This is a genomic window from Flavobacterium cutihirudinis (genome assembly GCF_003385895.1).
GTDB classification, from domain to species: Bacteria; Bacteroidota; Bacteroidia; order Flavobacteriales; family Flavobacteriaceae; genus Flavobacterium; species Flavobacterium cutihirudinis.
In genome coordinates this window covers 742,731-767,548 of sequence record NZ_QRDQ01000007.1, presented here as the reverse complement: position 1 = coordinate 767,548, position 24,818 = coordinate 742,731, and the positions used below count along the sequence as shown (strand labels likewise).

Sequence of the window (24,818 nt, the reverse complement as noted above, 5' to 3'; positions counted from 1 at the left end):
AAATAACCCCTCCAAAATTAGAGGGGTCTTAATCTTAAATTAGAATTTTCTAAGATTCAACATTAGATTTTTTAATGTTGTTCTTCTTAATTTTGGCTTTTGCAAAAATAATAGTCACAATGGTCCCTTTATTCTGTTCGGACTGAACCTGGATTTCACCATCATGCATACGAATGATTTTTGACGCCAACGGAAGACCTAAACCGTAACCAATATATTTGGCTGCAATTTTACCTCTGAAAAAAGGTTCATATAAATGCGGAATATCCTCTGGAGGAATTCCGATTCCGATATCGTTTATTGCAATTTTAATAGCGTCCTGATTGGCAGACAGCGTTACAAAAACCTCATTGTTATCAGAATACTTTACACCATTTGTAATAATATTATTAATCGCTAATTCTAAAAGTGGCTTGTTGCAGGGAATTAAAAGCAAATTAGAATCCTTTGGAGCAAAATTAAGTTTAATACTCACACGATTATCCGGATATATTTTGTCTAAATCTGATTTTACATCCAATAATAACTCATCAATTCTGGCAATATCCAAAACCTGTTTATTACCATCATAACCTGTTTGCGTAAGCTTTAATAAACTTTCGGTCAAATTTCCTAATCGTGATGCCTGACTGTAAATATTTTCTAACGATTGCACATATTCAGCAACTTCACGTTCCTTCAAAAGCATAATTTCCGACTCGGCAATAATTGTCGTAATTGGAGTTTTTAATTCATGAGAAGCGTTATTGATGAAATTTGCCTGTATTTCAAATGAAGTTTCCAGACGATCGAGCATATCATTGAAAGTAGCCGTAAGATCTGAAATTTCATCTGAGTTTTTAACTTCGGGCAATCTGTTATGAAGGTTTGAAGCACTAATTCTATTAACTTCTTTTGTAATTCTTGCTACAGGATTAATTACTTTTTTTGCTAAAAAACGTCCCAATAAAAACGCCAGAATCACAAATCCGATTCCGCCAAAAAGCAAAATTTTTACAATATAAATAGTAGTTGTTTTTCCTCTACGGTCTCTCGCACCAACAATTACAATGTATTTTTGATTGTGTTCTGTAAAAACCTGACCTAAATAATATTTACTGTTTGTCTCAAAATAATCTTTTCCTGTTTCCAGGATATTAGAATAAAATGAATTAGGAAGATTTAGGTTTGTATTATAATCAAAACTATTAGCACTGTTTATTTTAAGTACATATTCTTCTTCTTCGATGAGCTCTTCGAGTCCATTTCTTTTAAGATTACTATAATATTTACTTTTTTCAGGATCTTTTTGAAAATGAATTGACGCAACAATTTTTGCGCGGTCTTCTAATCGCTTCAGGAAATGATAGCGGTTATTTTCTTTAAATAAAATAAGTACTATAAGGCACAGTAATAAAGTACTAAAAGTAGAAAGCGCTACATATGTATAAGTTATTCTTTTTCTTATATCCATTTTAAGGTTTTATCACATATCCTAAACCTTTCATGGTATGAATCAGTTTAGTTTTAAACGGTTTATCTACTTTTTTTCTTAAATAGGTAATATAAACATCTACAACATTGGTATTCATATCAAAATTGATGTCCCACACATTGTCCAAAATCTGATCTCTAGAAACAATACGTCCCGTATTCTTAGCCAGATAATACAGTAATTTAAACTCTTTGGCAGTCAAAACAATAGTTTCATTATCTCTTTTTACTGTTTTTGCCTTGCCATTTATTTCTAAATCGCCAATTTGTATCGTATCAATTTTTTCAGTTTCCTGATTTGCTCTTCTGTTTAATGCATTTACCCTTGCATCAAGTTCTCCAAATTTAAAAGGCTTAACCAAATAGTCGTCGGCACCGGCATTAAGTCCGGTTACAATATTTTCTGAAGTTCCCAAAGCAGTCAAAAGCAAGATTGGAACAAAATTTTTGCTCGCGCGCAATCTTCTGCAAATTTCGATTCCGTTAATGTCCGGAAGCATAACGTCCAATACAATTACATCAAAATTATAATTATGAATCATCTCGAGAGCCGTTTTGCCATCGAGTGCTACGCTTACTTCATTATTGTTTTCAGCAAATCCTTTACGCAAAATGGAAAGAAGATTTGGTTCATCTTCGACTATAAGTAATTTCATTTAATCGTGGTTATACAACAAAAATAAGGATTGAGTTCAGAAATAATGTTGTAAATCATCAGAATTATGATTTTATTATGAACAATAACGTTTTATGAGCAGAAAAAAATGAGTCTTCTATTTTTCAGAAAGAATCTGCTGTAATTAGAAAGTTTCTCCTGCATTTAAGTAAAATCCTTTTGAATTATTACCCCACGCATAATCGACAATTAGGTTGGTTCTCGTTGCTTTGTCTATTAAAATTCGCAAACCAACTCCCGCAGCGGGCTGAATGGCATGAAATAATTTTGTGTTTGTATCAGGGTTACTTGTTGTTACAAAATTGGTAAAAACCGTTCCGCTAAACATTTGATTACAGCTTAAAGGAAATCTGAATTCGGTTGCGAGATAAACCAAATTAGTTCCTCTGAACAATCCTTGCGTATATCCTTCTCCACTCCTGCTTCGCTGATCCCAGCCTATGGCTGGCAAATTGAGATACGGCACTTTACCTTTAGTTACAAATTGCCCATACGTCCAAAGCGCCAAAATATATCGGGGATCTTTTGCCGAAACCGGAATGAAATTTCGGTATTCAGCATAAAGAACATTACTTACTTCCTGATTGTCAAACAAAACTGGATTAAAACGATAATTTATATTAGCAAACCAGCCATGCGTAGCGTTCACCTGATTATCTCTGGAATCATAAACCAAATTAAGGCTCATTCCGTTCAGAAAATATTCTTTGTCATTAAATCCATATTTTTGGTTGTAGTCGTAATGATAGGTAAATTTCCCGTTAGCAACGTCAAGATCTTTATCTACAATACTCGAATACCAATCGATATTTATTCCTCCACCAACATAAAAATTCTTTCGTACTTCAAAAGAAGCTGCTTGGTGAAATTTAAAATAATTATAATCCATTGGCTGCGCAATCGAATCGATGCTGAAACCAGGAACCTGATCTCGACGAGGTGGAATAATATCAGTACCTAAACCATAATTGGGCTGCGAAAATATATATAACCGATAATCGCCACTCAAAAATATCTTATTGTTTTTTAGCAAAATATTGTTCTTGACGTTTACCAACCACTGTTTTTTAGTTGTATAAGTGATTCCTAAATTGGCAATGGAGTATTTATCAGCTTTTTCTTTTCCTTTAAAAGTATATTGTGCCACACCACCAAAGAAAAATCCTGTTGCAGGCTGCGAGCCAATGGCCGGAATTACAAGAAAAAAACTGTTTTTAATGGGTTTTACAACGTAAATTGAATCTCTTTTTTTAAAGATTTCTAATATTGTTTTGGGAGGACAAATCTTCGAGCTATCTATAGCTGTTTGTGCGGTCAGACTAAATTGAATAAAAAGCAAAAATCCTAAGATTTTATATTTCTTCTGAAAATAATTATTTTTTAAAAATTTTACCATTTGCAAGCTTTAATTTTTTAGAAACAATAATCAATTCCATTGTAAATATATAGCTAATTTTCAAGATATTAGCTTAATATCCTAAAAAAGATAAGACGAAAAGAAATCGTAACTTTCTTTCATACACATAAATAGCATTTTAAAATGATTAACATTTTTCACTTTCTATTTTGTCACAAATTAGTACCTTTTCACTCTTAAAAAACGAGTTACTAAATTGAAAAAAGAAAGCGAATATTTTCTTGACAAAAAATACAATAAAACGATTTACGCAAAAGAAGATCTTAATTTTAAAGACTTTGAATGCTGTGTCTTTAATAATTGTAATTTCTCTGCCTGCACTTTTCTTGCTGTCACCTTTATCGACTGCGTTTTTAATGATTGTATCTTTAACGAAGCCAAAATAAATTATGTAGCTTTCAGAACCGCAAGATTTAACCGATGCGAGATCAAAGAAGTTAATTTTGCCATGTGCGACAAATTAATTTTCGAAATAGAATTTAATGATTGTATATTGGATTTTTCGAAGTTTTATACTTTAAAACTTAAAGGAACAATTTTTACCAATTGTAGTTTAATAGCAGTAGATTTTATGGCGGCAGATCTCACTAGTGTTGTTTTTTATAATTGCGATTTGTATCGTTCAGAATTCGACAAAGCCATCGCCAACAAGGCTGATTTTAAAACGAGTTATAATTATACTATTGATCCATCCAAAACTAAATTGAAGAAAGCTGTTTTTTCTTTGAAGGAAGTGAAAGGTTTGTTGTTTAAGTATGATGTACTTGTGAGTTGAGTAAAATTTAATTAAGATTTTAAGATAAAGCGAAATGAAAAAACTAACTATATTCTTTTTTTTAATTGTCCATCTAATAACTTATTCCCAAAAAACAATTTTATTTGATGATAAAGGAGTAATATTTCCAAAGGATTGTGATTGCTATCTTTTCGATAATCTGAAACGTTTTACTCCGACTTCAGATGAAGTCACTGAACTAGAAATTTCATTAAATGAGAATATTGAAATCATAAACACTAATAAATTCAAACCATTAATACATAAAAACTTAAACAACTATAATAGACAATATATTGGCTTTTTTAACGACAAAGGCGAAAAGATTATTTATATAAATTTTCTATGGAGAGAAAATGAAAACCAACCTTTTTTTAACAAAAACAAAGAAGACAAATGGAAAACTGTATGCCAATATATTTCAGATGGCGGCAGTTATTATTGGAATATAAAATATAATTTAACCAATAAGACTTTCTTTGATTTCCGTGTAAATACTCTTGGCTAAACTAGCTTTTTACCCATCACATAATCTTCCATTAAATATCCATTTCCAATTTCAATATCGACCGTTTCTTTAATATCAAAACCAAGCTTTTTATAGAAATTTAAAGCAGTATTAAATCGGTTAACATTTAACAAAAGTTGTTCTGAATTATTCTCTAAAGCCAGTTTTTCAATAGATTCAAAAACAATTTTACCATAACCTTTCCCTTGCGTTTCCGGTAAAAGGTAGATTTTATGGATTTTAGTTATCGCTTCATTTTTATAATTGTGTTCAATTCCGATAAAACCAATTACTGATTCTGAATCTGAAATCAAATAAAACAATTGTTCTTTATCCTGAATTTGTTTTGATAAAGCTTCATCAGAATAAATAAGATCCAACATATAATCTAATTGTTCTGTAGTCAAAATTTCGCCATATGTTATTGGCCAAGTTATGTGTGCAATTTCTTGAATTTTAGCAATATCTTCAACAAATGCTTCGGTAATCTTAATCATATTTATTTTTTAAAAACTTGATTTTCCTGCTCGCTTACGCGGATGAAAGTCGTTCGTTTAGTCAATTCTTTTAATCTTGAGGCTCCCACATAAGTGCAAGTACTTCTAATTCCGCCTAAAATATCTAAAACAGTGTGAATTACATCTCCTTTAAAAGGAACCTGAACTGTTTTTCCTTCGCTTGCGCGATATTCTGCAACACCGCCGGAATGTTTATCCATTGCGGTTTTGGAACTCATTCCGTAAAATTGTTTGAATTTTTCTCCTTTTACTTCGATTAGTTCACCTCCGCTTTCAGTATGTCCGGCGAGCATTCCGCCCAACATTACAAAATCAGCTCCGGCTCCGAAAGCTTTGGCAACATCGCCGGGAGTTGTACAACCACCATCACTGATGATATGTCCTCCCAAACCATGAGCAGCATCGGCACATTCTATAATGGCAGAAAGTTGCGGATAACCCACGCCAGTCTTTACACGAGTTGTGCACACAGAACCTGGTCCAATCCCGACTTTTACGATATCAGCTCCAGCTAATAAAAGCTCTTCGGTCATTTCTCCAGTAACTACGTTTCCGGCAATTATTATTTTATCAGGATATTGTTTGCGGGTTTTCTTTAAAAACTGAACAAAATGTTCTGAATAACCATTTGCAACGTCAATGCAGATAAATTTTAGTGAAGGATTTGAAGTGATTATTTTTTCAATCTTTTCGAAATCTTCTTTTCCCGTTCCTGTGCTGACCGCAATATAATCGTAGAAATCTGGAGTTGCATTTTGAAGAAAGCTATTCCATTCTTCTAAGGTATAATGTTTATGAATGGCCGTAAAAAGCTTTTCTTTTGCCAAAACCTGAGCCATTTCAAAAGTTCCAACTGTGTCCATATTGGCTCCCATAATTGGAATTCCTGTCCACGATGCTGTGCTATGCAAAAACTTAAAATTTTGCTCTAATGAAACTTCAGATCTACTTTTTAGCGTTGATCGTTTTGGTCTAAACATTACATCTTTAAAACCTAATTTTAGGTCCATTTCTATTCTCATCGTTCGAGATTTTGGTTACTCTCAAATGTAAGGAATTTTAGACTTTAGATTGAAAATTTTAGATTAAATCTAATCGTATAAATTGCGACGCAGATTAAACTGATTCACTAACGCGAAAACGCGGATTAAAACGGATTTTTTTTAAATTTCACAAAGATTCACAAAGTTTCACAAAGAAAAAACTGAAAACTGCGACTGCGACTGATCACTAAAAAACTAAACACTAAAAAAACTACCCGTGAATCGTTTCTCCTTTTCCGTAATTGGTAATGATTGATTCTTCAAATTCCAGCCATTCTCTCCAACGTTTTTCAACGTCGATTCCTTTACCGTATTTACGTGCGTAAGTAATGAAAGTCGTGTAATGTCCAGCTTCGCTTTCCATTAACTCTCTATAGAAAACAGCCAATTCTTCATCTTTTATATTTTCAGAAAGCACTTTGAAACGCTCACAGCTTCTGGCTTCTATCATTGCCGAGAATAATAATCTTTCTACAAGACCAGAAACACGGCTTCCGTCGCCGCTTCTTTTCATGTATTGATATAGTTCGTTTACGTAATCATCTTTACGCTCGCGTCCTAATTTCAATCCGCGTTTAATGATGATATTGTGAACCTGCTCAAAATGATCGATTTCTTCTTTGGCTAAAGCCAATAAATCCTGAACTAAATCTTGATGCTCTGAGTTATTGGTAATAATTGTAATCGCATTTGTTGCCGCTTTCTGCTCGCACCAAGCATGATCTGTCAAGATTTCTTCAATGTTTTTCTCAACAATATTTACCCATCTTGGGTCGGTTGGCAATTGTAATCTTAGTACGCCCATAGTTTTGTTTTTTGTTTCAGGTTTGTTTTGTTTCAAGTTTAAAGTTTTCCATTCTAAACGAAAAAAGTTTAAAGTTTCGTAATACGTTTATTTTCGCATTACAAAACTTTAAACTTGAAACCTTAAACTTTAAACTAATTAATATGCAAAAATCGGTCTTTCGCTCATTAATTCGTTTACTTCTTCAGCAACTTCTTCAATAATGTCTTCGTTTGTATGATCCGTAAGAACTTTATCGATTAAAGCTACGATAGTTTCCATATCTTTTTCAACTAAACCACGAGTTGTGATTGCAGCTGTTCCAACACGAATTCCAGACGTGATAAATGGAGATTTATCGTCAAAAGGAACCATGTTTTTGTTTACTGTGATTTCAGCTTTTACTAATGCATTTTCAGCCTCTTTACCAGAAATGTTTTTATTTCTTAAGTCAATAAGCATCATGTGGTTATCAGTTCCGCCAGAGATGATGTTGTAACCTCTTTTTACGAAAGCATCTGCCATTGCATTTGCATTTTTTTGTAATTGCATTGCGTAAGTAAAGAACTCATCTTTAAGCGCTTCACCAAAAGCTACCGCTTTAGCAGCAATAATGTGCATTAAAGGTCCACCTTGATTTCCAGGGAAAACAGCTAAGTCTAATAATGAAGACATCATTCTGATTTCTCCTTTTGGAGTTTTTAAACCTTGTGGGTTTTCGAAATCTTTCCCCATTAAAATCAAACCACCACGTGGTCCTCTTAATGTTTTGTGAGTTGTTGTAGAAACAATATGACAATGTGGAATTGGATCACTTAATAATCCTTTTGCAATAAGACCAGCTGGGTGAGAAATATCAGCAAATAAGATTGCTCCTACACTATCAGCAATTTGTCTGAAACGAGCAAAATCCATATCGCGAGAATAAGCCGAAGCTCCAGCGATGATTAATTTTGGTTGTTCTTTAGTTGCGATTTCCTGGATTTTATCATAATCTAAACGGCCAGTTTCAGCATCTACACCGTAAAAAACCGGACGGTATAAACGTCCTGAAAAGTTTACAGGAGAACCGTGTGTCAAGTGACCACCGTGAGATAAATCGAAACCTAAAATAGTATCGCCAGGGTTCAAACATGCGTGGTACACAGCTGTATTTGCCTGAGAACCTGAGTGTGGCTGTACGTTTGCGTATTCAGCACCAAATAATTCTTTAGCTCTGTCAATAGCAATTTGCTCAATAACGTCAACTACTTCGCAGCCTCCGTAATATCTTTTGCCAGGATAACCTTCAGCATATTTATTCGTTAAAACAGAACCAGCTGCCTGCATTACTTCATCACTTACAAAGTTTTCAGAAGCAATAAGCTCTAATCCGTGAATTTGTCTTTCTTTTTCCTCTTGGATAAGATCAAAAATTTGTTCGTCGCGTTGCATTTTTTCGTTTTTCGTTAATTTGATGCAAAAATACAAAAAAACGTTTGTCATCCTGTTAGATTATGATATATTTGACATGTAATTTTTCAACAAATAATTAACATTCACATGCCAATAACCGCCAACGATACCAAAAGAAAATCATGGTTAGAAGTACCGCAAAATAGTGACTTCCCTATTCAGAATATCCCTTTCGGTGTATTTCTTACCAAAGAAAATGTCGTTACTGTAGGAACAAGAATTGGCGATTATGCCATAGATTTAGGGGCTTTACAACAATTAAACTACTTTGAAGGAATAGATTTAACTGATGATATGTTTATGCAGGACACGCTAAATGATTTTATTTCCGACGGAAAAAAAACATGGCGCTTAGTTCGAAATCGCATTGCAGATATCTTCGACGAAACTAATCCACAGCTTAGAGATTCAACAAAAGACCGCGATATTGTTATTTTTAACATTGACGATGTCGAGATGCAATTGCCTGTTTTAATTGGCGATTATACTGATTTTTATTCAAGCAAAGAACACGCTACAAACGTAGGTAAAATGTTCCGCGACCCAGAAAATGCGCTTCTTCCAAACTGGTTGCATATTCCGGTTGGATATCACGGAAGAAGCTCTACAATTGTTCCGTCTGGAATTCCGGTTCACAGACCAATGGGACAAACAATGCCTGCTGGCGGAGATTATCCTGTTTTTGGACCTTCTCGTTTAGTAGATTTTGAGCTTGAAACCGCTTTTATTACTACTGATGCAAATATTATGGGAGAAAATATCCCAACTTATGAAGCAGAAGATTATATTTTCGGAATGGTTTTATTGAATGACTGGAGTGCGCGCGATATTCAAAAATGGGAATATGTGCCTCTTGGACCATTCTTAGCAAAAAACTTTGCTACGTCAATTTCTCCGTGGATTGTAACTATGGATGCTTTGGAGCCTTTTAGAACAAAAGGACCTAAACAAGACCCGTCACCGCTTCCTTATTTACAAACAAAAGGAAAAAAAGCTTTTGATATTCATTTAGAAGTTTCAATTCAACCTGAAAATCAAGAAGAAACTGTTGTTTCAAAATCAAATTTCAAATATTTATACTGGTCAATGGCACAGCAATTGGCACATCATACATCAAATGGATGTCGTGTAAATTCTGGTGACATGATGGGTTCAGGAACTATTTCAGGTCCAACTCCGGACAGTTTTGGTTCTATGTTGGAATTAACCTGGGGAGGAAAAAATCCGCTTACATTAAAAGATGGAAGTGAACGTAAGTTTATTGAAGATAATGATACCGTAATTATTCGCGGTTTCTGCGAAAGCAATGAAGTTAGAATCGGATTTGGAGAAGTTGCAAGTCAACTTTTACCGCCATTTGTAAGACAATGAAGAGCAGATGTAGCATCTGAAGAGATATAGAAAGTAAAAAACCTTGGTGAGAGCCAAGGTTTTTTTATGTTTTTATATTCATCTCGAAAAGATTTATCTCATTTTTTGTCATTTCGACGTAAGGAGAAATCTCCACGAGAAACTCCTCAAAGATTTGCTTTTCGGAACAGAGCAACTTGTGGAGATTTCTCCTTACGTCGAAATAACAAATATTACTTTTAACTTTTCTACACTTTGCGGGGCTTCGACTTCGCTCAGCCTGACAAACGCATAAAAAACTTAGTGCCTTTGTGACTTAGTGGCAATAAAAAATTAAGCAGGAATTTGCTGGCTTAAGCAATGCAAAGTTCCGAATCCCCAGATGAAATCAATACAGCTTATACCGATTACTTCTCTGTCTGGAAAACATTCTGCTAGTATATTTAAAGCTACGCGATCGTTACTGTCGTTGAATGTTGGCACTAAAACGCAGTTGTTCAAGATTAAGAAGTTAGCATAACTTGCTGGTAATCTCAAATCTTCAAAATCAACACGTTTTGGCATTGGTAATGCTACAATAACAGGCGAATTTCCGTTTTCTAATTTTGCATTTTGAAGACGTTTCAAATTATCCTGCAAAGGTTTGTAATTTGAATCGTTTTTATCGGTTTCTACAATGGTTACAATAGTATCTTCATTTACGAATCGGCATAAATCGTCTATATGACCGTGTGTATCATCACCTTCTATTCCATCTCCAAGCCAAATTACGTTTGTGACACCAAGATATTCTTTAAAAACGGCTTCATAATCTTCTTTTGTAAAACCTTGATTACGAACCTGAATAGTTGGATGCATCAAACATTCTTCAGAAGTCAATAAAGTACCTTTTCCGTTTACGTCAATTGCTCCGCCTTCTACTATTACCGGCTTTCCTTTATACATAACTTGTGTTAAAGGAACATCAATAAAATCTGCTACTTTGCCTGGAACAAATTTATCTAATTGATAGTTTTTATATTTCGCCCAACCGTTGAAGTTAAAATTCAAAGCTTCTCTTTTTGAACCATTTTTGACGATAATTGGTCCAGAATCACGCATCCAACTTCTGTTGGTTTTGTGAACGATATAAGAAACATTATCAATATTAACTCGGGCTCTTTCAAGCATATCAGCAACTTTTTCTTTCAGTTTTTCATCGGCTACGACCAAAAAAACAGTTTCAAAAGTGGCTACTTTTTTAATAAATTCTACAAAAGCCCATTGAACCGCTTCGTATTTTCCTGGCCAGTCGTTGCCATTATGTGGAAAACATAACACGATTCCTTGTTGTTTTTCCCATTCTGCTGGAAATCTTCTATTATTTGTTGACATAAATAGGTTCTATTTTTTGAAAGTGTACAAAGATAAGCATTCGTTAGGATTATAAAACATCTGAATAAAAATCGTCTGGTATTTCACAGAAATTATCTTCCAAAAATTAAGTTAAAGATTAAATAATACCTGCTTAATATTTGACTTGAACGCTCTAATTACTTTTACCAAAACTAAAAACTAACAAATGAAAAAATTATCAATCTCATTATTAGCAGCCCTTTTCATCATGGCAAGCTGTAATAATGACGAAAACTCAAATGGTGAAGCAGAAGTTACTGTAAACGAAAACCCGGGAACCTTTAAAGAAATTGGTTCTATAACCATTGGCGGTGAAGCAGCGGCCGAAATCTCTGCTTATTGCGAAAAAACAAAAAGACTTTTCACCGTAAATAACAGCGGTGTAAACCAAATTGATATTATTGATATTGCTGATCCTACAAAGCCAACTAAAATTGGGAAAATTGATTTAGCAACTTACGAGGGTGCTGCAAACAGTGTTTCAGTATTTGATGGAAAACTGGCTGTTGCTTTAGAATCAACCGTTAACAAGCAAGGAAACGGAAAAGTAGTAGTTTTCAATACATCAGATTACAGCTTAATAAAACAAGTTTCTGTTGGTGCTTTGCCTGATATGATTACTTTTTCTCCAGACGGAAAATTTATCATGACTGCCAATGAAGGAGAACCAAATACGGATTATTCTCAAGATCCAAACGGAACAATTTCAATTATTGAAACAAGTACGTATACCGTAACAACTTTAGATTTCAGTTCATTTGCAAATCAAGCAGCTACGTTGATAAAAGACGGATTCAGAGTTTCGAAATACGCAAAAAGTTTTGCTCAGGATATCGAACCAGAATACATTACTATCTCTGATGATTCGAAAACTGCATGGGTAACTTTACAAGAAAATAATGGTGTTGCAAAAGTAGATTTGACTTCAAAAACGATTACTGCTATTTATCCTTTAGGTTTAAAAGATTATAATACTGGAGAAAATGCAATTGATGTAAGCGATAAAGATGATAAAATTGCTTTTAATCCGTGGAAAGTGAAAGGTATGTATATGCCTGATGCTATCAGCCATTTTTCTGCGAATAATATTCCTTATTTTATTACTGCAAATGAAGGTGACGCCAGAGAATATGCCGCATATTCAGACATCAAACGAATGAAAGACATGAAACTTGATGCGACTGTATTTCCTGATGCTGCAACTTTGAAACTGGAAACCAATCTTGGAAGACTCAATCTTGTTTCTGATATGGGAGATACTGATGGTGATGGAGATTTAGACGAAATGGTAAGTTTTGGAGCTCGTTCTTTTTCTATATGGAACGGAAACACTGGAAAAATTGTTTATGACAGCAAAAATGATGTTGACAAGAAAACCAATGAATTAGGAACTTACGATGACAAACGAAGCGACGATAAAGGCTCTGAACCTGAAGCAGTAGTTGTAGCCAAAATGGGAAATCAGAACATTTTGTTTGTAGGTCTTGAAAGATCTGATGCTTTTATGACATATGATGTTAGCAACCCTAATTCTCCTCAATATTTGCAAACAGTAAAAACAGGAGACGCACCAGAAGGAATATTATTTATTCCTGCTTCTAAAAGCCCAACCAAAAGAAGTTTATTGGTTGTAAGCAGCGAAGGTGACGGAACTGTAAAAATATATCAGCCGGACTTAAAATAGATTTTATTTTAGTAAAAGGGGAAAAGGACAAAACTTAAATTTTGTCCTTTTTTTGTGCTTTAAATTTTAGTTTTATTAACGATTTTACATAATAAAAAGCCAAAACGTGGAAATTATGTAAGAGCAAATAGAACACATTCTAGAATTGAGCCTATAAATTTGTCTTCAGTTAAAATAATAACGAAATTAAATTTATGATATCATGAAAAAGAAACTAGCCTCCGTATCCCTATTGTTACTTACGTTTGCCGCAGGCGCACAAAATATGGCAACTACTTCTACAAAACCAGCTGTTGATCAAGCCGAATACAACAAATGGTCTATCGAACTTAATGGTGGTGTTAACAAACCAACAAGAGCTATGACTCCAGGTTATGCAACAGAATCCTTAAATTTCTTTCACGGAGATTTAGGTGTTAGATATATGTTTAACCCAAAATTTGGTCTGAAATTAGATGTTGGTTACGACCAATTTAAGGAAAAAAAAGACACTCCAGATTTTGAAAGCCGCTATGTTAGAGCGAGTTTGCAAGGAGTTGTAAATGTTGGACGTGCATTAAATTTTGAAACATGGACAAACACATTTAGTCTTTTGGCGCATGGTGGTTTTGGAGTTGCACAAATCAGTACTGAAACTGGATTTGGCGGACAAGATTATATGGCCCACGGAATAGCAGGTTTAACCGGACAAGTAAAATTAAGCAACAGAGTTGCTTTGACAGGTGACCTTACCGGAATTGTAAACGGAAGACAAAACTGGAATTTTGACGGAATGGGAACTACAACTGCCGGTTCATTTGACGGCGTTTTATTAAATGCTTCTGTAGGTTTAACGTTTTACTTAGGTAAAAATGAGAAACATGCTGACTGGGTTGGCGAAGAAGACAGAATCAGCGAATTGGAACAAAGAGTTGACTTAATTGAATCTGGCCTTTTAGATACAGATAAAGACGGTGTTGCCGATTTATATGATTTAGAACCAAATAGTATTGCAGGAGTTGCTGTTAACACAAAAGGTCAATCTATTGATACGAATCAAAATGGTGTGCCAGATGAGTTAGAAAGCTACTTAGATAAAACGTACGAAAAGAAAGGCAGTGGAAATATGACAAACAATACTGTTGAAGAACTAATCAACAGTGGTTATGTAAATGTTTATTTTGACTTTAATTCGGCTAAACCTACAAATGCTTCTTTATCCGGAGTTGATTTCTTAGTGAAATACTTGAAAAACAATCCAGGAAAATCAGCTGATATTATTGGTTATGCTGACGAAATTGGAAAAACAAGCTACAATACTGAATTATCAAGAAAAAGAGCGGAAGCTGTGAAAAAAGTAGCAGTAAACGCCGGAATTGACGCTTCGAGATTGAATGTAATTGCTAACGGAGAAGATACTTCAGTTAACAAAAATTCTAAAGAAGCACGTCAAATCGTGAGAAGAGTTACTTTCCAAGTGAAATAAATCTTAGTTCTATATATTTTAAAAAGGCAGTTTCGAAATCGAAACTGCCTTTTTTGTTATGCTATTGCTATTTTTTTTTAAGTAATGGATATTTATTTTAAAGCTCCAGCGGAGCAAAATATTTATAGAAATTTGAGACAACAACTAAAAAGCTCCAGCGGAGCGAAATGTCTTAGATTGTAAAAAACATATCGCTCCGCTGGAGCTTTCTACTGTAAACATTATTCTTTTTCTATAAATATTTCGCTTCTCCGAAGCTTAGAAAAAAAAGAGCTGTCTTTTTTAGACAGCTCTTTTCTTATATAATTTCAATCGGATTATTTATCAATTGCTCTTTTTGTGATATCTCCAAAAGCATCAATTCTTCTATCTCTAAAGAATGGCCAGTTTTGACGAACATTTTCCTGTAAATCTAAATCTACTTCTGCGATTAAGATTTCTTCTTTATCGTGCGAAGCCTGAGCTAAAATTTCACCTTGTGGTCCAGCAATAAATGAAGCTCCCCAGAATTGAATTCCTTCCGTTCCTTCAAGGTATTTTTCAAGACCAATTCGGTTTGCAGCCGCAACAAAAACGCCATTTGCTACCGCATGACCTTTCATTACGTTCATCCATGCACCATATTGATTTTCTCCGTATTGTTCTTTCTCTTTTGGATGCCATCCAATAGCTGTTGGATAAAACACAACTTCAGCACCTTTTAAAGCTGTAATACGAGCTGCTTCCGGATACCATTGATCCCAACAGATTAAAGTTCCTACGGTTCCTTTTTTAGTTTCGATTGCCTGAAAACCTAAATCTCCAGGGGTAAAATAGAATTTTTCATAGAAATGTGGATCGTCCGGAATGTGCATTTTACGGTATAAACCAGCTTCTGTACCATCTGTATCAATGATGTAAGCACTATTGTGGTAGATTCCTGCCATTCTCTTTTCGAAGAAAGGAACGATAATCACTACTCCTAATTCTTTTGCCAATTCGCTGAAAGCAATAAATGAAGTACTATAAAGTGGTTCTGCTAATGCAAAATTATCTACATCTTCGCTTTGGCAAAAATAATGACTGCTATATAATTCAGGCAATAAGATTACTTCCGCTCCCTGACTTGCAGCATCTCTTACCCAGCTAATACATTTTTTCAGATTGTTTTCGGCAACATCATTCAGGTTTAACTGAATAACCGATATTTTATATTTTCTTTTCGGCATGACATAAAATTTAGAGTGCAAAAATAACATTTTTTAAAGGAATGGCAAAGCGAGTTTATTTTACTTAACTATATGATATAAAAAAAAGAGCTTTAGGCTCTCTTTATAATTGTTTTGTAAAATCTCGTTTTGTCGAAAATATTTTAGAGATATATAAAATTTCGTCCTTTACCAAATATAATATTTTATAATCTCTTACAATAATTCTTCTATATTCGGGTTCAATTTCGTCACTTTGATATTGTTCGCTAAAATGTATTTCTTTAGTGACTTTTAGAATTTCATTTTTTAAATTATTAGCACCTTGAAGCGATTTCTCTTTATAATAACTAAAAATTGTTTTTAGCTCATTCTTTGCAGTATTCGTCCATACTACTTTTAATGATTTATCCATTACCAATTCTCAGATTCTATTTCTAAATCTTCTTGTGAAGTATATTCTCCTCTTTCAATTTCTAATTTAGTATCTGCCAATTGAGTTTTATATTCACTTCTTGTTATTGGTTTTCCCTCTACTGAAAATGCAACTATTTCTTCTTCTTGATAACTTTCAATAACTGCTTTTACAACTTTTAAAAGACGTTCATCAGCTGTATTAATATATTCTAGCACACTTTCTCTCAACTCTAAAGCTCCCATAATCATATAATTTTGACCTCTCAAAGATAGAAAATTTCGTTCATATTTCTGGTTAGAAAAGAAAACCATTTTACATCAGCTTAAAAATAAACCTCTGCAAAATGGCTTTCAACCTAAATAAATATCTCAGCTAATTAGTCGATAACAACTTTCTGAATTAAGAATTCAGTTTCTGATTTTTTGAATTTAATTTCGAAAGTTCCTTTTGCTGTAGCTTTGAATTTGTAAACTGTTTTCTTAGGATCCGGAACTTGAGTTGTACAAACTTCAGAAGGGTATTTTGCTTCTACCTGCAAACCACTTACGTCACCAATTTTTGTTTCAGAAATTTTGTCGAATTCACCGCAAGCATTCTTTACTAAAAATGTCACTTCGTAGCTTAATTCGTCATTTACCTTTCCTGTTGCTGGTCCTTTAATTTCGGTAACGAAAGCAACGTTTGAAGTCGGTTCAACTGGTTTCTCATCATCATCGTTACTACATGATACTAATCCTATTGATAAAAATAATACTACTAAAACTGATTTTAATCTAAAACTTTTCATATAAAATAATAATTAATTGTTAATTACTATGAAGATGCTGCATAACGACAAAGGTTGCTTTTACAAAATGTTAAATTGTCTCAATAAATCATAACCAACTATTAGCCAAAAACTTATAAGCTCAAAAAAAATCACATTTTCAGCTGATTTTTCTTGAAAAGAACTAAAATTTCTGGTTTAGCCCCGATAGGAACGGCATCCTTTTTTCTGGCTGGAAACAGACAGAAAAAAGATATAGTGGATAGCGGGACAACTGTTCTTATGAAAATGATTTTTCTGCTTCAAAAAAAAAAAAAAAAAAAAAAAAAAAAAAAAAAAAAAAAAGAAAAAAAAAGAAAAAATTTTTAAAAAAAATTTTTTTTTTTTAAAAAAAAAAAAAAAAAAAAAAAAAAAAAACCAGCCAAAAAATGACTGGTGTTTTCTATCTAACAAATGTTAGAGAGTACTTTATTTCAAATTATTTGATAACCACAGTTGTTGTGATAAATTCGCTGTCAGATTTAGCAAATCTTAAATAATAAGTTCCAGGTGCTGCCGGAGCCGTTAATTTATATACTGTTCTTTTAATTTCCGGAGCATTAATTGAACATGTAGGAGGATATTTTACTTCTACCTGATATCCATCTACTTTATTAAAGTTAACATCTGTCATTTGGTGAAACTGGCCGCAACCATTTTCAACCTGATAAGAAACACTATAACTTAATTCCTGATTTACATTTCCCGTTACTGGTCCAACAACCTCTGTTACAAATGAGCTTTTATAGATGTTGTCGTCTTTTGGAGTATCGGTATCGCTGCTGCAAGAAGTTAACACGGTTACAATAAATAGTAGAGCGGCAAGAGATTGCAATTTAAATTTTTTCATAAAAATAATTATTTGTTCATTTTACATAGATACTAATAAGTCGTTTTGGTTGCGTCAAAAAAGTGTTAAATTTTAAAACTAAGACGTAAACACTGAAAACCAACACATTAATAGTATTTCTTTTTATACATTTTAAGTACAGATAGCAATAATTTTGCCATTTTATTTTTTAAAGATTTTTTTTAAGAGATTTACGATTACCAAAACCACTAATCCCAAAGCCAAACCAATTACAAATTCTTTGATAATTGCGGGAAGCTTGATCTGAGGAACATAATGATGAAAAAATGGTATGTAATGCACAAATATACCTCCTGCCACTAAAAGTAAGGCGATAGTGCCTATTACGGTTAAAGCTTTAATAACCAACGGCAGCGCTTTTACCAATAGGTTTCCAATAAATCTTGAAATGCTTTTTTCACTTTTACTGAATTTTATAAGCTTATAACCAGCTTCATCCATTCTAACGATAAGGGCTACAATTCCGTAAACGCCTACTGTCGCAACCAATGCAATTATTGAAGTGACTATTATTTGCTGTGTTAATGGTTCTCCAATAACGGTTCCTAATGCTATAATGACGATTTCTACAGATAATATAAAATCAGTTACGATTGCTGATTTTATCTTTCCTTTTTCCATTTCCAGAATTTGTTCTTCAGTAAGTACTTCATCAGTTATACCTTCTGATTCTTCGTGTTTATGAGGAAAAATAAATTCATAGATTTTTTCGGCTCCTTCATAAGCCAGAAAAAGTCCGCCCAGAACAAGAATTATTATAATTGCAATAGGTAAAAAAGCACTTAGTAAAAATGCAATTGGAAGAATTATGATTTTATTCAATAATGAACCCTTACTAATTGCCCACAAAACAGGAAGCTCACGAGATGATGCAAACCCTGAAGCTTTTTCGGCATTTACGGCCAAATCATCTCCCAAAATTCCAGCTGTTTTTTTTGCTGCCACTTTACTCATTACTGCAACATCATCCATAATTGCAGCGATATCATCTAATAATACAAAGAAACCTGACGCCATTTTGTTCTGCTTTTTTAATTTTAAGTGGTGCGAATCTACTACTTTTTCTCCTAATTTCTTAACAGAATATTGGATTTAATTCTAACTACACTGCCCTAATAAAACCCAGATAATTATAAACACCAAGATTGTCCCAAAACAACCTCCACCTAACTTTTTTGCGCCGTATCCCGCGATTAATCCTCTAAATATATTGTTCATAGCTTTTTGATTTTAAGTTACTGTAAATTTGAGAATTATACTTACTATTTTATTTATAATAATTTTAGAAAAAGTTTCAATATTTATGGTTTAAAACAAAAAAAAACACCAAATCATTTCTGACTGGTGTTTTTTGAACATTAAAATATTTAGAAATTATTCTGCTACGTGGTTTTGTGTCTGATTTCTGAAAACCAAATTTCCATCAAACGCATCTAATAAAATGATACTGTCTGTTGTAATATTTCCCGCCAAAATTTCTTTTGACAACTGATTCAGAACTTCTCGCTGTACCACACGTTTTACAGGTCTTGCACCAAAATGCGGATCGTAGCCTTTGTCAGACAAATATGCAATCGCTTCTGGAGTCGCATCCATCGTAATACCTTGTAATGCAAGCATTTTTGTTACACTTTTTAATTGTAAGCTTACAATTCTGGAAATATTTTCCATAGTAAGCGGCGTAAACATCACTATTTCATCGATACGATTTATAAATTCAGGACGAACTGTTTGTTTTAACAATCCAAGAACTTCCTCTTTTGCAGCTTCAGTTGCCGCTTCAACGCTTCCTTTAAGGTTTTCAAATTTCTCCTGAATAATAGTACTTCCCATGTTAGAAGTCATGATAATAATCGTATTTCTGAAATCAGCCAAACGACCTTTATTATCTGTTAAACGACCTTCATCTAAAACCTGCAATAAGATATTGAACGTATCCGGATGCGCTTTTTCGATTTCGTCCAACAAAACTACAGAATATGGTTTTCTACGAACTGCCTCAGTCAATTGACCACCTTCATCATAACCAACATATCCAGGAGGTGCACCAACTAATCGGCTTACACTGTGGCGTTCTTGATACTCACTCATATCGATACGCGTCATGGCATTTTCATCGTCAAAAAGATATTCGGCCAAAGCTTTTGCCAGCTCTGTTTTACCAACTCCCGTTGTTCCTAAGAATAAGAATGAACCGACAGGTTTTTTCATATCCTGCAAACCGGCGCGGCTTCTACGAACAGCATCGCTGACAGCCTCGATCGCTTCTTCTTGACCAACTACACGTTTGTGCAACTCATCTTCAAGATGCAATAACTTTTCTCTTTCTGTTTGAAGCATTTTCATTACTGGAATTCCGGTCCATTTTGCTACAACTTCGGCAATATCTTCACGAGTTACTTCTTCTTTAATTAAAGAATTACCCGATTGAAATTCCAATAATTGCTTTTGCAATGCATCCTGACGTTCCTGCGCTTCTTTTATTTTTCCGTAACGAATTTCGGCAACTTTTCCATAATCGCCATCACGTTCTGCACGTTCAGCTTCGTACTTAAAGTCTTCAATTTCAAGTTTTACAGCCTGAATTCCGTCAACGATATCTTTTTCAGATTTCCATCTTGCGTAGATTTCATTTCGTTCTTCTTTTAAGTTCGCCAAATCCATATGCAGGATTTTCAATTTACTTTCTTCTTTTTCGCGTTTAATGGCTTCAATCTCGATTTCCAACTGCATAATTTTGCGATCCAAAACATCTAATTCCTCAGGTTTTGAATTGATTTCCATACGCAGTTTAGAAGCCGCTTCATCCATTAAGTCAATTGCTTTATCCGGTAAGAAACGGTTTGTAATATATCTTTGTGAAAGTTCAACTGCCGCAATAATAGCTTCGTCTTTAATCTGAACTTTATGGTGTGTTTCGTATTTCTCTTTGATTCCACGTAAAATTGAAATCGCACTTTCGGTATCCGGTTCATCAATTAAAACTTTTTGGAAACGTCTTTCAAGCGCTTTATCTTTTTCGAAGTATTTTTGATACTCATCTAAAGTTGTTGCACCAATTGCTCTCAATTCACCACGGGCCAATGCTGGTTTTAGAATGTTTGCTGCGTCCATGGCACCTTCTCCTCCACCTGCACCAACAAGTGTGTGGATTTCGTCTATAAATAAAACGATATCTCCTTCTGCAGATGTAACTTCTTTTACAACCGCTTTTAGACGCTCTTCAAATTCTCCTTTGAATTTTGCACCGGCAATCAAAGCTCCCATATCTAATGAGAAAACGATTTTATCCTTCAGGTTTTCCGGAACGTCACCATCTACAATTCGATGTGCTAAACCTTCTGCAATAGCAGTTTTACCAACTCCAGGTTCACCAATTAACATTGGATTGTTTTTGGTTCTACGCGTCAAAATCTGCAATACACGACGGATTTCTTCGTCACGACCGATTACTGGATCTAATTTTCCTGTTCTTGCTAATTCGTTTAGATTTTTAGCATATTTATTTAAAGAATTATAAGTTTCTTCAGCTGATGCCGATGTTACTCTTTCTCCTTTACGCAATTCTTCAATTGCCGCTTTAAGACCTTTACCAGTAACTCCCTGATCTTTTAAGATTTGAGAAACTTTACTTTTTGAGTCAAAAATAGCTAGCATTAAATGCTCGATCGAAACGTATTCATCGTTCATTTTTTGTGCGATAATCTCAGCTTCATTCAAAGCTTTGTTTGCATCTCTGGAAAGCAAAATATCACCTCCTGAAACTTTTGGAAAACTCTGAATTGTACTGTCTAAAATTTGTAAAAACAAAGGCACATTTACATTTAATTTTTTCAGAATAAATGGCGCTACGTTTTCATCAACTTCAAATATTGCTTTGAAAATGTGTTCATTTTCAATTTGCTGCTGACCATTTCGTTGTGCTAATTGCTGAGACAACTGAATGGCTTCCTGCGATTTAATAGTAAATTTGTTAATATTCATATTTTTTCGATTTATGATTGATCTATTTATTTGATTTTCAACACGTTTAAAGTTACAACTTATTGAGATAGATTTTTAACTCAAATCATTTAACTTTGTATTCGAATAGACAAATTATATTCCATAGTAAAAATAAAGACAAAATGACCTATAAATCATGATTTTTATCAGATTAAGCTGTCAAAAAGTCATAAAACAAGTCAAATATGAGTTTTTTAAATTCAATCTTCGGAAGTTCAGAGAACTCAGAAGCTCCAAAAAGTAAAGTAAACTGGACAGAATTAACGGATATACTTCAATTAACCGAAATTGAAACAATCTCTAACGAAAAACCAGTCGTAATTTTTAAGCACAGCACAAGATGCAGCATTAGCCGAATGGCTCTAAAACAATTTGAAAGAGAATTTGATCTTGAAGAAGTTGTTGATGCTTATTTCCTGGATTTAATTGCACATCGTGATATTTCAAATGAAATCGCAAGCCGATTTGGTGTTTATCATGAATCACCACAATTGATCTTAATTAAAAACGGAAAAGCAGTATATGATGTTTCGCATAGCGATATTGATGCAGAGGCGCTGAAAAGTAAAGTATAGTTTTTTTTTCGCCTCAGATTATAAGATTAAAATGATTTTCTAATCTTTGTCAAGTTGCCACGAATTAAACGAATTTTCACGAATTGATTTGTGTAAATTCATGTAATTCGTGGCAATTTAATTTAGACTGTAATCTGTGCAAATCCTTTAATCTGTAGCAAAACAATTTAAAAATTTCCTTCTGATCCGCCGCCGCTAAAACCTCCTCCACCAAATTCCATTGGAGAATCTACTTTAACTTCTGGTTTTATTCCAAAAGTTGAAGCTACAACTAAAGCTTCCGCGTTTAAAAAGTTATCTGAATGATTAATTCTGTCTGGCTTAAATGTTAAACCACTTTCTTTTTCTTTTAATTTTTTAATCGAAAAATATGCTATTGCAAATAAAACAAGTCCACCAAGCGTCAGCGCAACTTCTATAGGCAAAACAGCATAATAAAATCGAATTGTATAGATTGAAAATCCAATCGCTAAAAAGCTGATCCAAAGCATAAATCTGTCTTTTGTTCTTAAAGCCTGAACTAAATAGACAATTGGAACAACAAAAGTAAACCCGTAAAAGAAAAACGCAAACGGAATATCGGTTCCAGGTTGAACTTCTGTTCCTAAAAGTTCTGCCGAAAGCTCTCTAACAACCAAATAATTACAAGAAAGGTAAAACAGAACCAAACAGAAAGTATTCGCAAGCAAAAGTCCTTTATAATAATAACTTTTGATTAGATTATTGATTAATTTCTTGGTTAGAAAATAACAAATAGCTGCAAAAGTCATCGCTGTGAATGGTAAAATAGCTTTTCCTATTTCGCCAAATTCAAACATTTGAAAAAACAAAAATGCGGTAATTGAAAAACAAAAAACCAGCATTGAAAGCAGATGCAGGTATCTTAAAAACATATAAAGAGAAGCGATTGCCATAAAAAAAGCTATCACAGACTCATAACCGTCTGTGGTAATTCCTATAGCAAATCCAATGTTTAAAATGGTTCCCAAGATAAACGCATCATCCAATCCATGATTATGATAATTTTGTTTTGCCAGTAATTCTGAGCCCGCAAAGCCAACCGCAGCAAAAATATAACAGCAGATTTTGAAGTAAGCATTCTCTGCATTCATCCCAATAATAGAAATTGCACCACAAATTGAGCCGTACAAAAAACTACCTAATAAAAAGAATCCAATTCTAACAAGGATATTATTCTGACTTCTAAAAACAGATAATTCCTTTTTTATAAATTGCTTCTGTTCTTTACTTATAAAACCACCTTTATATAAAGTATCAGCTTCATCAACTAAAATTTCATTGTCTAATATTTTTTTATCGTATACAATCATTCTGCAATTTCTTTATGAAAGTTTTTAATTAATTTAATGAACATTACAATTGAACCAATAAAATAAACAGGTAATAGAAAAACGAACAATTCCCAAATATCAGAGAAATCAATATTCTCAAATATTCTGAACAAAATTATGTTCGCACCAATATACCCGTAAATAATCATAAAAACATACAAAGACATTGCTTTATTCTCATAACTCGCTTTATAAAAATAAAAAGTAGAAGCTACTAAGACACAAGCAAATAACATCCAATTAAGCATATCGTAACTGGCTAAATTACTAATTGAGGCTATGCTTATAATATGCAATGCAAAAGTCAGAAAAATTAAACCAAAGTGTGTTTTTAAAGAAACTCTATTGCTGTAAATCGTCCATAAAATCAATAAAACACCAAGCATCACGGCCGAGTAACTTAAATTTTGACTTGCATACAAATTATTGCTGTCATTAAAAATATCTTGCGGCGTTACCGAAAGACCTATATAAGCAGCCAAACCTGTAATTGCAATCGTCAAAACACTTTTATTGTCGAAATAATACACACAAAAGAAACTGACTATTGTTGGAACTAAAGTTGCCAGTCCGTAATGTTCTCCAAATGGTTTGTATTGAAACTGAAGATATCCTATAAAAATACACGTTAGAATATTTGCCGCTAAAACTAAATATTCTAAAACAGGATGCTCGAAAGTTGTCTCTGATTTTTGAAATCCTTTTGAATTTTTAAAACAGTAATAGAAACAAATCACAATTACAAGTAACAAAATCGAAAGTATCGCAATGTGGCCAATGGTATCAATATTTTCATAAATCAAGATTCCTATTCCCGAAGTAAATAACAAAACTGATAAATAAAGAAATAGTTTTAACTCTGCATTCAATGAAAAAATACCTAGAGCCCGATATGTCTCTATTTCCTGAAACTGATTTTCAGTAATTAGATTTTTCTCAAAAAGACGCTGTGTCGCTTGCTCATCAAATTGCTTCATATCTAGAATTTAAAAATAATGAATTCTCAAATTTATAGAAATTAGGTCGAATTTTCTTAAATTCACAAAACAATATTATTAAGAA

General features: G+C 33.5%; 24 protein-coding genes. 7 read left to right on the top strand and 17 right to left on the bottom strand.

The window, feature by feature from the left end; all coding sequences use genetic code 11:
- Nucleotides 1-49: 49 nt before the first annotated feature.
- From BD847_RS03365 to BD847_RS03355, 3 genes are all read right to left on the bottom strand, one after another.
- On the bottom strand, nt 50-1,453 hold the full coding sequence (locus tag BD847_RS03365; RefSeq protein ID WP_115886838.1) for a HAMP domain-containing sensor histidine kinase: 1,404 nt from the start codon (nt 1,451-1,453) through the stop codon (nt 50-52).
- A 1-nt stretch (nt 1,454) separates the two neighbouring features.
- Nucleotides 1,455-2,129, bottom strand: coding sequence for a response regulator transcription factor (locus BD847_RS03360; protein ID WP_115886836.1), 675 nt, complete (start codon nt 2,127-2,129; stop codon nt 1,455-1,457).
- 144 nt (nt 2,130-2,273) lie between these two features.
- Nucleotides 2,274-3,545 (bottom strand): BamA/TamA family outer membrane protein, encoded by a 1,272-nt coding sequence (locus tag BD847_RS03355; protein ID WP_115886835.1) that lies wholly within the window; start codon nt 3,543-3,545, stop codon nt 2,274-2,276.
- Between the two features lie 217 nt (nt 3,546-3,762).
- Here BD847_RS03355 and BD847_RS03350 point away from each other — a divergent pair, with 217 nt between their 5' ends.
- Entirely contained in the window at nt 3,763-4,341 is a 579-nt protein-coding gene (locus BD847_RS03350) for a pentapeptide repeat-containing protein (RefSeq protein WP_115886834.1), read from the top strand.
- Nucleotides 4,342-4,375: 34 nt separating this feature from the next.
- Nucleotides 4,376-4,849: a hypothetical protein gene (locus tag BD847_RS03345; RefSeq protein WP_115886833.1), complete on the top strand. Its 474-nt coding sequence runs from the start codon at nt 4,376-4,378 to the stop codon at nt 4,847-4,849.
- Here BD847_RS03345 and BD847_RS03340 read toward each other — a convergent pair.
- The 4 genes from BD847_RS03340 to glyA form a co-directional block, all read right to left on the bottom strand.
- Complete coding sequence (locus tag BD847_RS03340) at nt 4,846-5,346, bottom strand: GNAT family N-acetyltransferase (RefSeq protein ID WP_115886832.1); 501 nt, start codon at nt 5,344-5,346, stop codon at nt 4,846-4,848. The genes BD847_RS03345 and BD847_RS03340 overlap by 4 nt on opposite strands.
- A 2-nt stretch (nt 5,347-5,348) precedes the next feature.
- A complete protein-coding gene (locus tag BD847_RS03335; RefSeq protein ID WP_115886831.1) occupies nt 5,349-6,389 on the bottom strand; it encodes a GMP reductase in 1,041 nt (346 codons plus the stop codon).
- Nucleotides 6,390-6,621: 232 nt separating this feature from the next.
- Nucleotides 6,622-7,215: a tRNA-(ms[2]io[6]A)-hydroxylase gene (miaE, locus tag BD847_RS03330; protein ID WP_113678404.1), complete on the bottom strand. Its 594-nt coding sequence runs from the start codon at nt 7,213-7,215 to the stop codon at nt 6,622-6,624.
- A 138-nt stretch (nt 7,216-7,353) separates the two neighbouring features.
- Entirely contained in the window at nt 7,354-8,628 is a 1,275-nt protein-coding gene (gene glyA / locus BD847_RS03325; RefSeq protein WP_115887332.1) for a serine hydroxymethyltransferase, read from the bottom strand.
- Between the two features lie 108 nt (nt 8,629-8,736).
- Between glyA and fahA the strand changes: the two genes are divergently transcribed.
- Nucleotides 8,737-10,020 (top strand): fumarylacetoacetase, encoded by a 1,284-nt coding sequence (gene fahA, locus BD847_RS03320; protein ID WP_115886830.1) that lies wholly within the window; start codon nt 8,737-8,739, stop codon nt 10,018-10,020.
- A 312-nt stretch (nt 10,021-10,332) separates the two neighbouring features.
- On the opposite strand, the gene BD847_RS03315 is transcribed toward fahA, so the two are convergent.
- Entirely contained in the window at nt 10,333-11,373 is a 1,041-nt protein-coding gene (locus BD847_RS03315; RefSeq protein ID WP_115886829.1) for an agmatine deiminase family protein, read from the bottom strand.
- Nucleotides 11,374-11,560: 187 nt separating this feature from the next.
- Between BD847_RS03315 and BD847_RS03310 the strand changes: the two genes are divergently transcribed.
- Together BD847_RS03310 and BD847_RS03305 are read left to right on the top strand one after the other, a co-directional pair.
- Complete coding sequence (locus tag BD847_RS03310; protein ID WP_115886828.1) at nt 11,561-13,078, top strand: choice-of-anchor I family protein; 1,518 nt, start codon at nt 11,561-11,563, stop codon at nt 13,076-13,078.
- 202 nt (nt 13,079-13,280) lie between these two features.
- Nucleotides 13,281-14,543, top strand: a complete 1,263-nt coding sequence (locus tag BD847_RS03305; RefSeq protein WP_115886827.1) for an OmpA family protein — start codon at nt 13,281-13,283, stop codon at nt 14,541-14,543.
- A gap of 317 nt (nt 14,544-14,860) precedes the next feature.
- Here the strand turns inward: BD847_RS03305 and BD847_RS03300 are convergent, their stop codons facing one another.
- The 4 genes from BD847_RS03300 to BD847_RS03285 form a co-directional block, all read right to left on the bottom strand.
- Nucleotides 14,861-15,751, bottom strand: coding sequence for a carbon-nitrogen hydrolase (locus BD847_RS03300; protein WP_115886826.1), 891 nt, complete (start codon nt 15,749-15,751; stop codon nt 14,861-14,863).
- A gap of 103 nt (nt 15,752-15,854) precedes the next feature.
- Entirely contained in the window at nt 15,855-16,145 is a 291-nt protein-coding gene (locus tag BD847_RS03295) for a type II toxin-antitoxin system RelE/ParE family toxin (RefSeq protein WP_115886825.1), read from the bottom strand.
- Nucleotides 16,145-16,390 (bottom strand): hypothetical protein, encoded by a 246-nt coding sequence (locus BD847_RS03290; RefSeq protein ID WP_147298492.1) that lies wholly within the window; start codon nt 16,388-16,390, stop codon nt 16,145-16,147. The genes BD847_RS03295 and BD847_RS03290 overlap by 1 nt, the downstream gene beginning before the upstream one ends.
- Before the next feature lie 134 nt (nt 16,391-16,524).
- On the bottom strand, nt 16,525-16,935 hold the full coding sequence (locus BD847_RS03285) for a hypothetical protein (RefSeq protein WP_115886823.1): 411 nt from the start codon (nt 16,933-16,935) through the stop codon (nt 16,525-16,527).
- Nucleotides 16,936-17,088: 153 nt separating this feature from the next.
- Here BD847_RS03285 and BD847_RS03280 point away from each other — a divergent pair, with 153 nt between their 5' ends.
- Nucleotides 17,089-17,283 (top strand): hypothetical protein, encoded by a 195-nt coding sequence (locus BD847_RS03280; RefSeq protein WP_115886822.1) that lies wholly within the window; start codon nt 17,089-17,091, stop codon nt 17,281-17,283.
- 109 nt (nt 17,284-17,392) lie between these two features.
- Here the strand turns inward: BD847_RS03280 and BD847_RS03275 are convergent, their stop codons facing one another.
- The 3 genes from BD847_RS03275 to clpB form a co-directional block, all read right to left on the bottom strand.
- The gene (locus BD847_RS03275) at nt 17,393-17,803 is read right to left on the bottom strand and encodes a hypothetical protein (RefSeq protein ID WP_115886821.1); all 411 of its coding nucleotides are present in this window, start codon (nt 17,801-17,803) and stop codon (nt 17,393-17,395) included.
- A gap of 162 nt (nt 17,804-17,965) precedes the next feature.
- A complete protein-coding gene (locus BD847_RS03270; protein WP_115886820.1) occupies nt 17,966-18,841 on the bottom strand; it encodes a DUF808 domain-containing protein in 876 nt (291 codons plus the stop codon).
- A gap of 357 nt (nt 18,842-19,198) precedes the next feature.
- Nucleotides 19,199-21,808, bottom strand: coding sequence for an ATP-dependent chaperone ClpB (gene clpB / locus BD847_RS03265; protein ID WP_115886819.1), 2,610 nt, complete (start codon nt 21,806-21,808; stop codon nt 19,199-19,201).
- Between the two features lie 206 nt (nt 21,809-22,014).
- Here clpB and ytxJ point away from each other — a divergent pair, with 206 nt between their 5' ends.
- Nucleotides 22,015-22,404 (top strand): bacillithiol system redox-active protein YtxJ, encoded by a 390-nt coding sequence (ytxJ, locus tag BD847_RS03260; RefSeq protein WP_115886818.1) that lies wholly within the window; start codon nt 22,015-22,017, stop codon nt 22,402-22,404.
- A gap of 167 nt (nt 22,405-22,571) precedes the next feature.
- Here the strand turns inward: ytxJ and BD847_RS03255 are convergent, their stop codons facing one another.
- Entirely contained in the window at nt 22,572-23,735 is a 1,164-nt protein-coding gene (locus BD847_RS03255; RefSeq protein WP_115886817.1) for a hypothetical protein, read from the bottom strand.
- Nucleotides 23,732-24,733: a DUF2157 domain-containing protein gene (locus BD847_RS03250; RefSeq protein WP_115886816.1), complete on the bottom strand. Its 1,002-nt coding sequence runs from the start codon at nt 24,731-24,733 to the stop codon at nt 23,732-23,734. Before BD847_RS03250 ends, BD847_RS03255 begins: the two co-directional genes overlap by 4 nt.
- Between the last annotated feature and the right edge of the window lie 85 nt (nt 24,734-24,818).

Coding starts and splice junctions, on each gene's coding strand:
- BD847_RS03345 (WP_115886833.1), top strand. CDS start 4,376: ATGAAAAAACTAACTATATTCTTTTTTTTAATTGTCCATCTAATAACT.
- BD847_RS03250 (WP_115886816.1), bottom strand. CDS start 24,733: ATGAAGCAATTTGATGAGCAAGCGACACAGCGTCTTTTTGAGAAAAAT.
- BD847_RS03300 (WP_115886826.1), bottom strand. CDS start 15,751: ATGCCGAAAAGAAAATATAAAATATCGGTTATTCAGTTAAACCTGAAT.
- BD847_RS03355 (WP_115886835.1), bottom strand. CDS start 3,545: ATGGTAAAATTTTTAAAAAATAATTATTTTCAGAAGAAATATAAAATC.
- BD847_RS03360 (WP_115886836.1), bottom strand. CDS start 2,129: ATGAAATTACTTATAGTCGAAGATGAACCAAATCTTCTTTCCATTTTG.
- BD847_RS03270 (WP_115886820.1), bottom strand. CDS start 18,841: ATGGCGTCAGGTTTCTTTGTATTATTAGATGATATCGCTGCAATTATG.
- BD847_RS03315 (WP_115886829.1), bottom strand. CDS start 11,373: ATGTCAACAAATAATAGAAGATTTCCAGCAGAATGGGAAAAACAACAA.
- BD847_RS03335 (WP_115886831.1), bottom strand. CDS start 6,389: ATGAGAATAGAAATGGACCTAAAATTAGGTTTTAAAGATGTAATGTTT.
- BD847_RS03305 (WP_115886827.1), top strand. CDS start 13,281: ATGAAAAAGAAACTAGCCTCCGTATCCCTATTGTTACTTACGTTTGCC.
- BD847_RS03310 (WP_115886828.1), top strand. CDS start 11,561: ATGAAAAAATTATCAATCTCATTATTAGCAGCCCTTTTCATCATGGCA.
- miaE (WP_113678404.1), bottom strand. CDS start 7,215: ATGGGCGTACTAAGATTACAATTGCCAACCGACCCAAGATGGGTAAAT.
- BD847_RS03340 (WP_115886832.1), bottom strand. CDS start 5,346: ATGATTAAGATTACCGAAGCATTTGTTGAAGATATTGCTAAAATTCAA.
- ytxJ (WP_115886818.1), top strand. CDS start 22,015: ATGAGTTTTTTAAATTCAATCTTCGGAAGTTCAGAGAACTCAGAAGCT.
- BD847_RS03285 (WP_115886823.1), bottom strand. CDS start 16,935: ATGAAAAGTTTTAGATTAAAATCAGTTTTAGTAGTATTATTTTTATCA.
- clpB (WP_115886819.1), bottom strand. CDS start 21,808: ATGAATATTAACAAATTTACTATTAAATCGCAGGAAGCCATTCAGTTG.
- BD847_RS03275 (WP_115886821.1), bottom strand. CDS start 17,803: ATGAAAAAATTTAAATTGCAATCTCTTGCCGCTCTACTATTTATTGTA.
- BD847_RS03290 (WP_147298492.1), bottom strand. CDS start 16,390: ATGGGAGCTTTAGAGTTGAGAGAAAGTGTGCTAGAATATATTAATACA.
- BD847_RS03255 (WP_115886817.1), bottom strand. CDS start 23,735: ATGATTGTATACGATAAAAAAATATTAGACAATGAAATTTTAGTTGAT.
- glyA (WP_115887332.1), bottom strand. CDS start 8,628: ATGCAACGCGACGAACAAATTTTTGATCTTATCCAAGAGGAAAAAGAA.
- fahA (WP_115886830.1), top strand. CDS start 8,737: ATGCCAATAACCGCCAACGATACCAAAAGAAAATCATGGTTAGAAGTA.
- BD847_RS03295 (WP_115886825.1), bottom strand. CDS start 16,145: ATGGATAAATCATTAAAAGTAGTATGGACGAATACTGCAAAGAATGAG.
- BD847_RS03365 (WP_115886838.1), bottom strand. CDS start 1,453: ATGGATATAAGAAAAAGAATAACTTATACATATGTAGCGCTTTCTACT.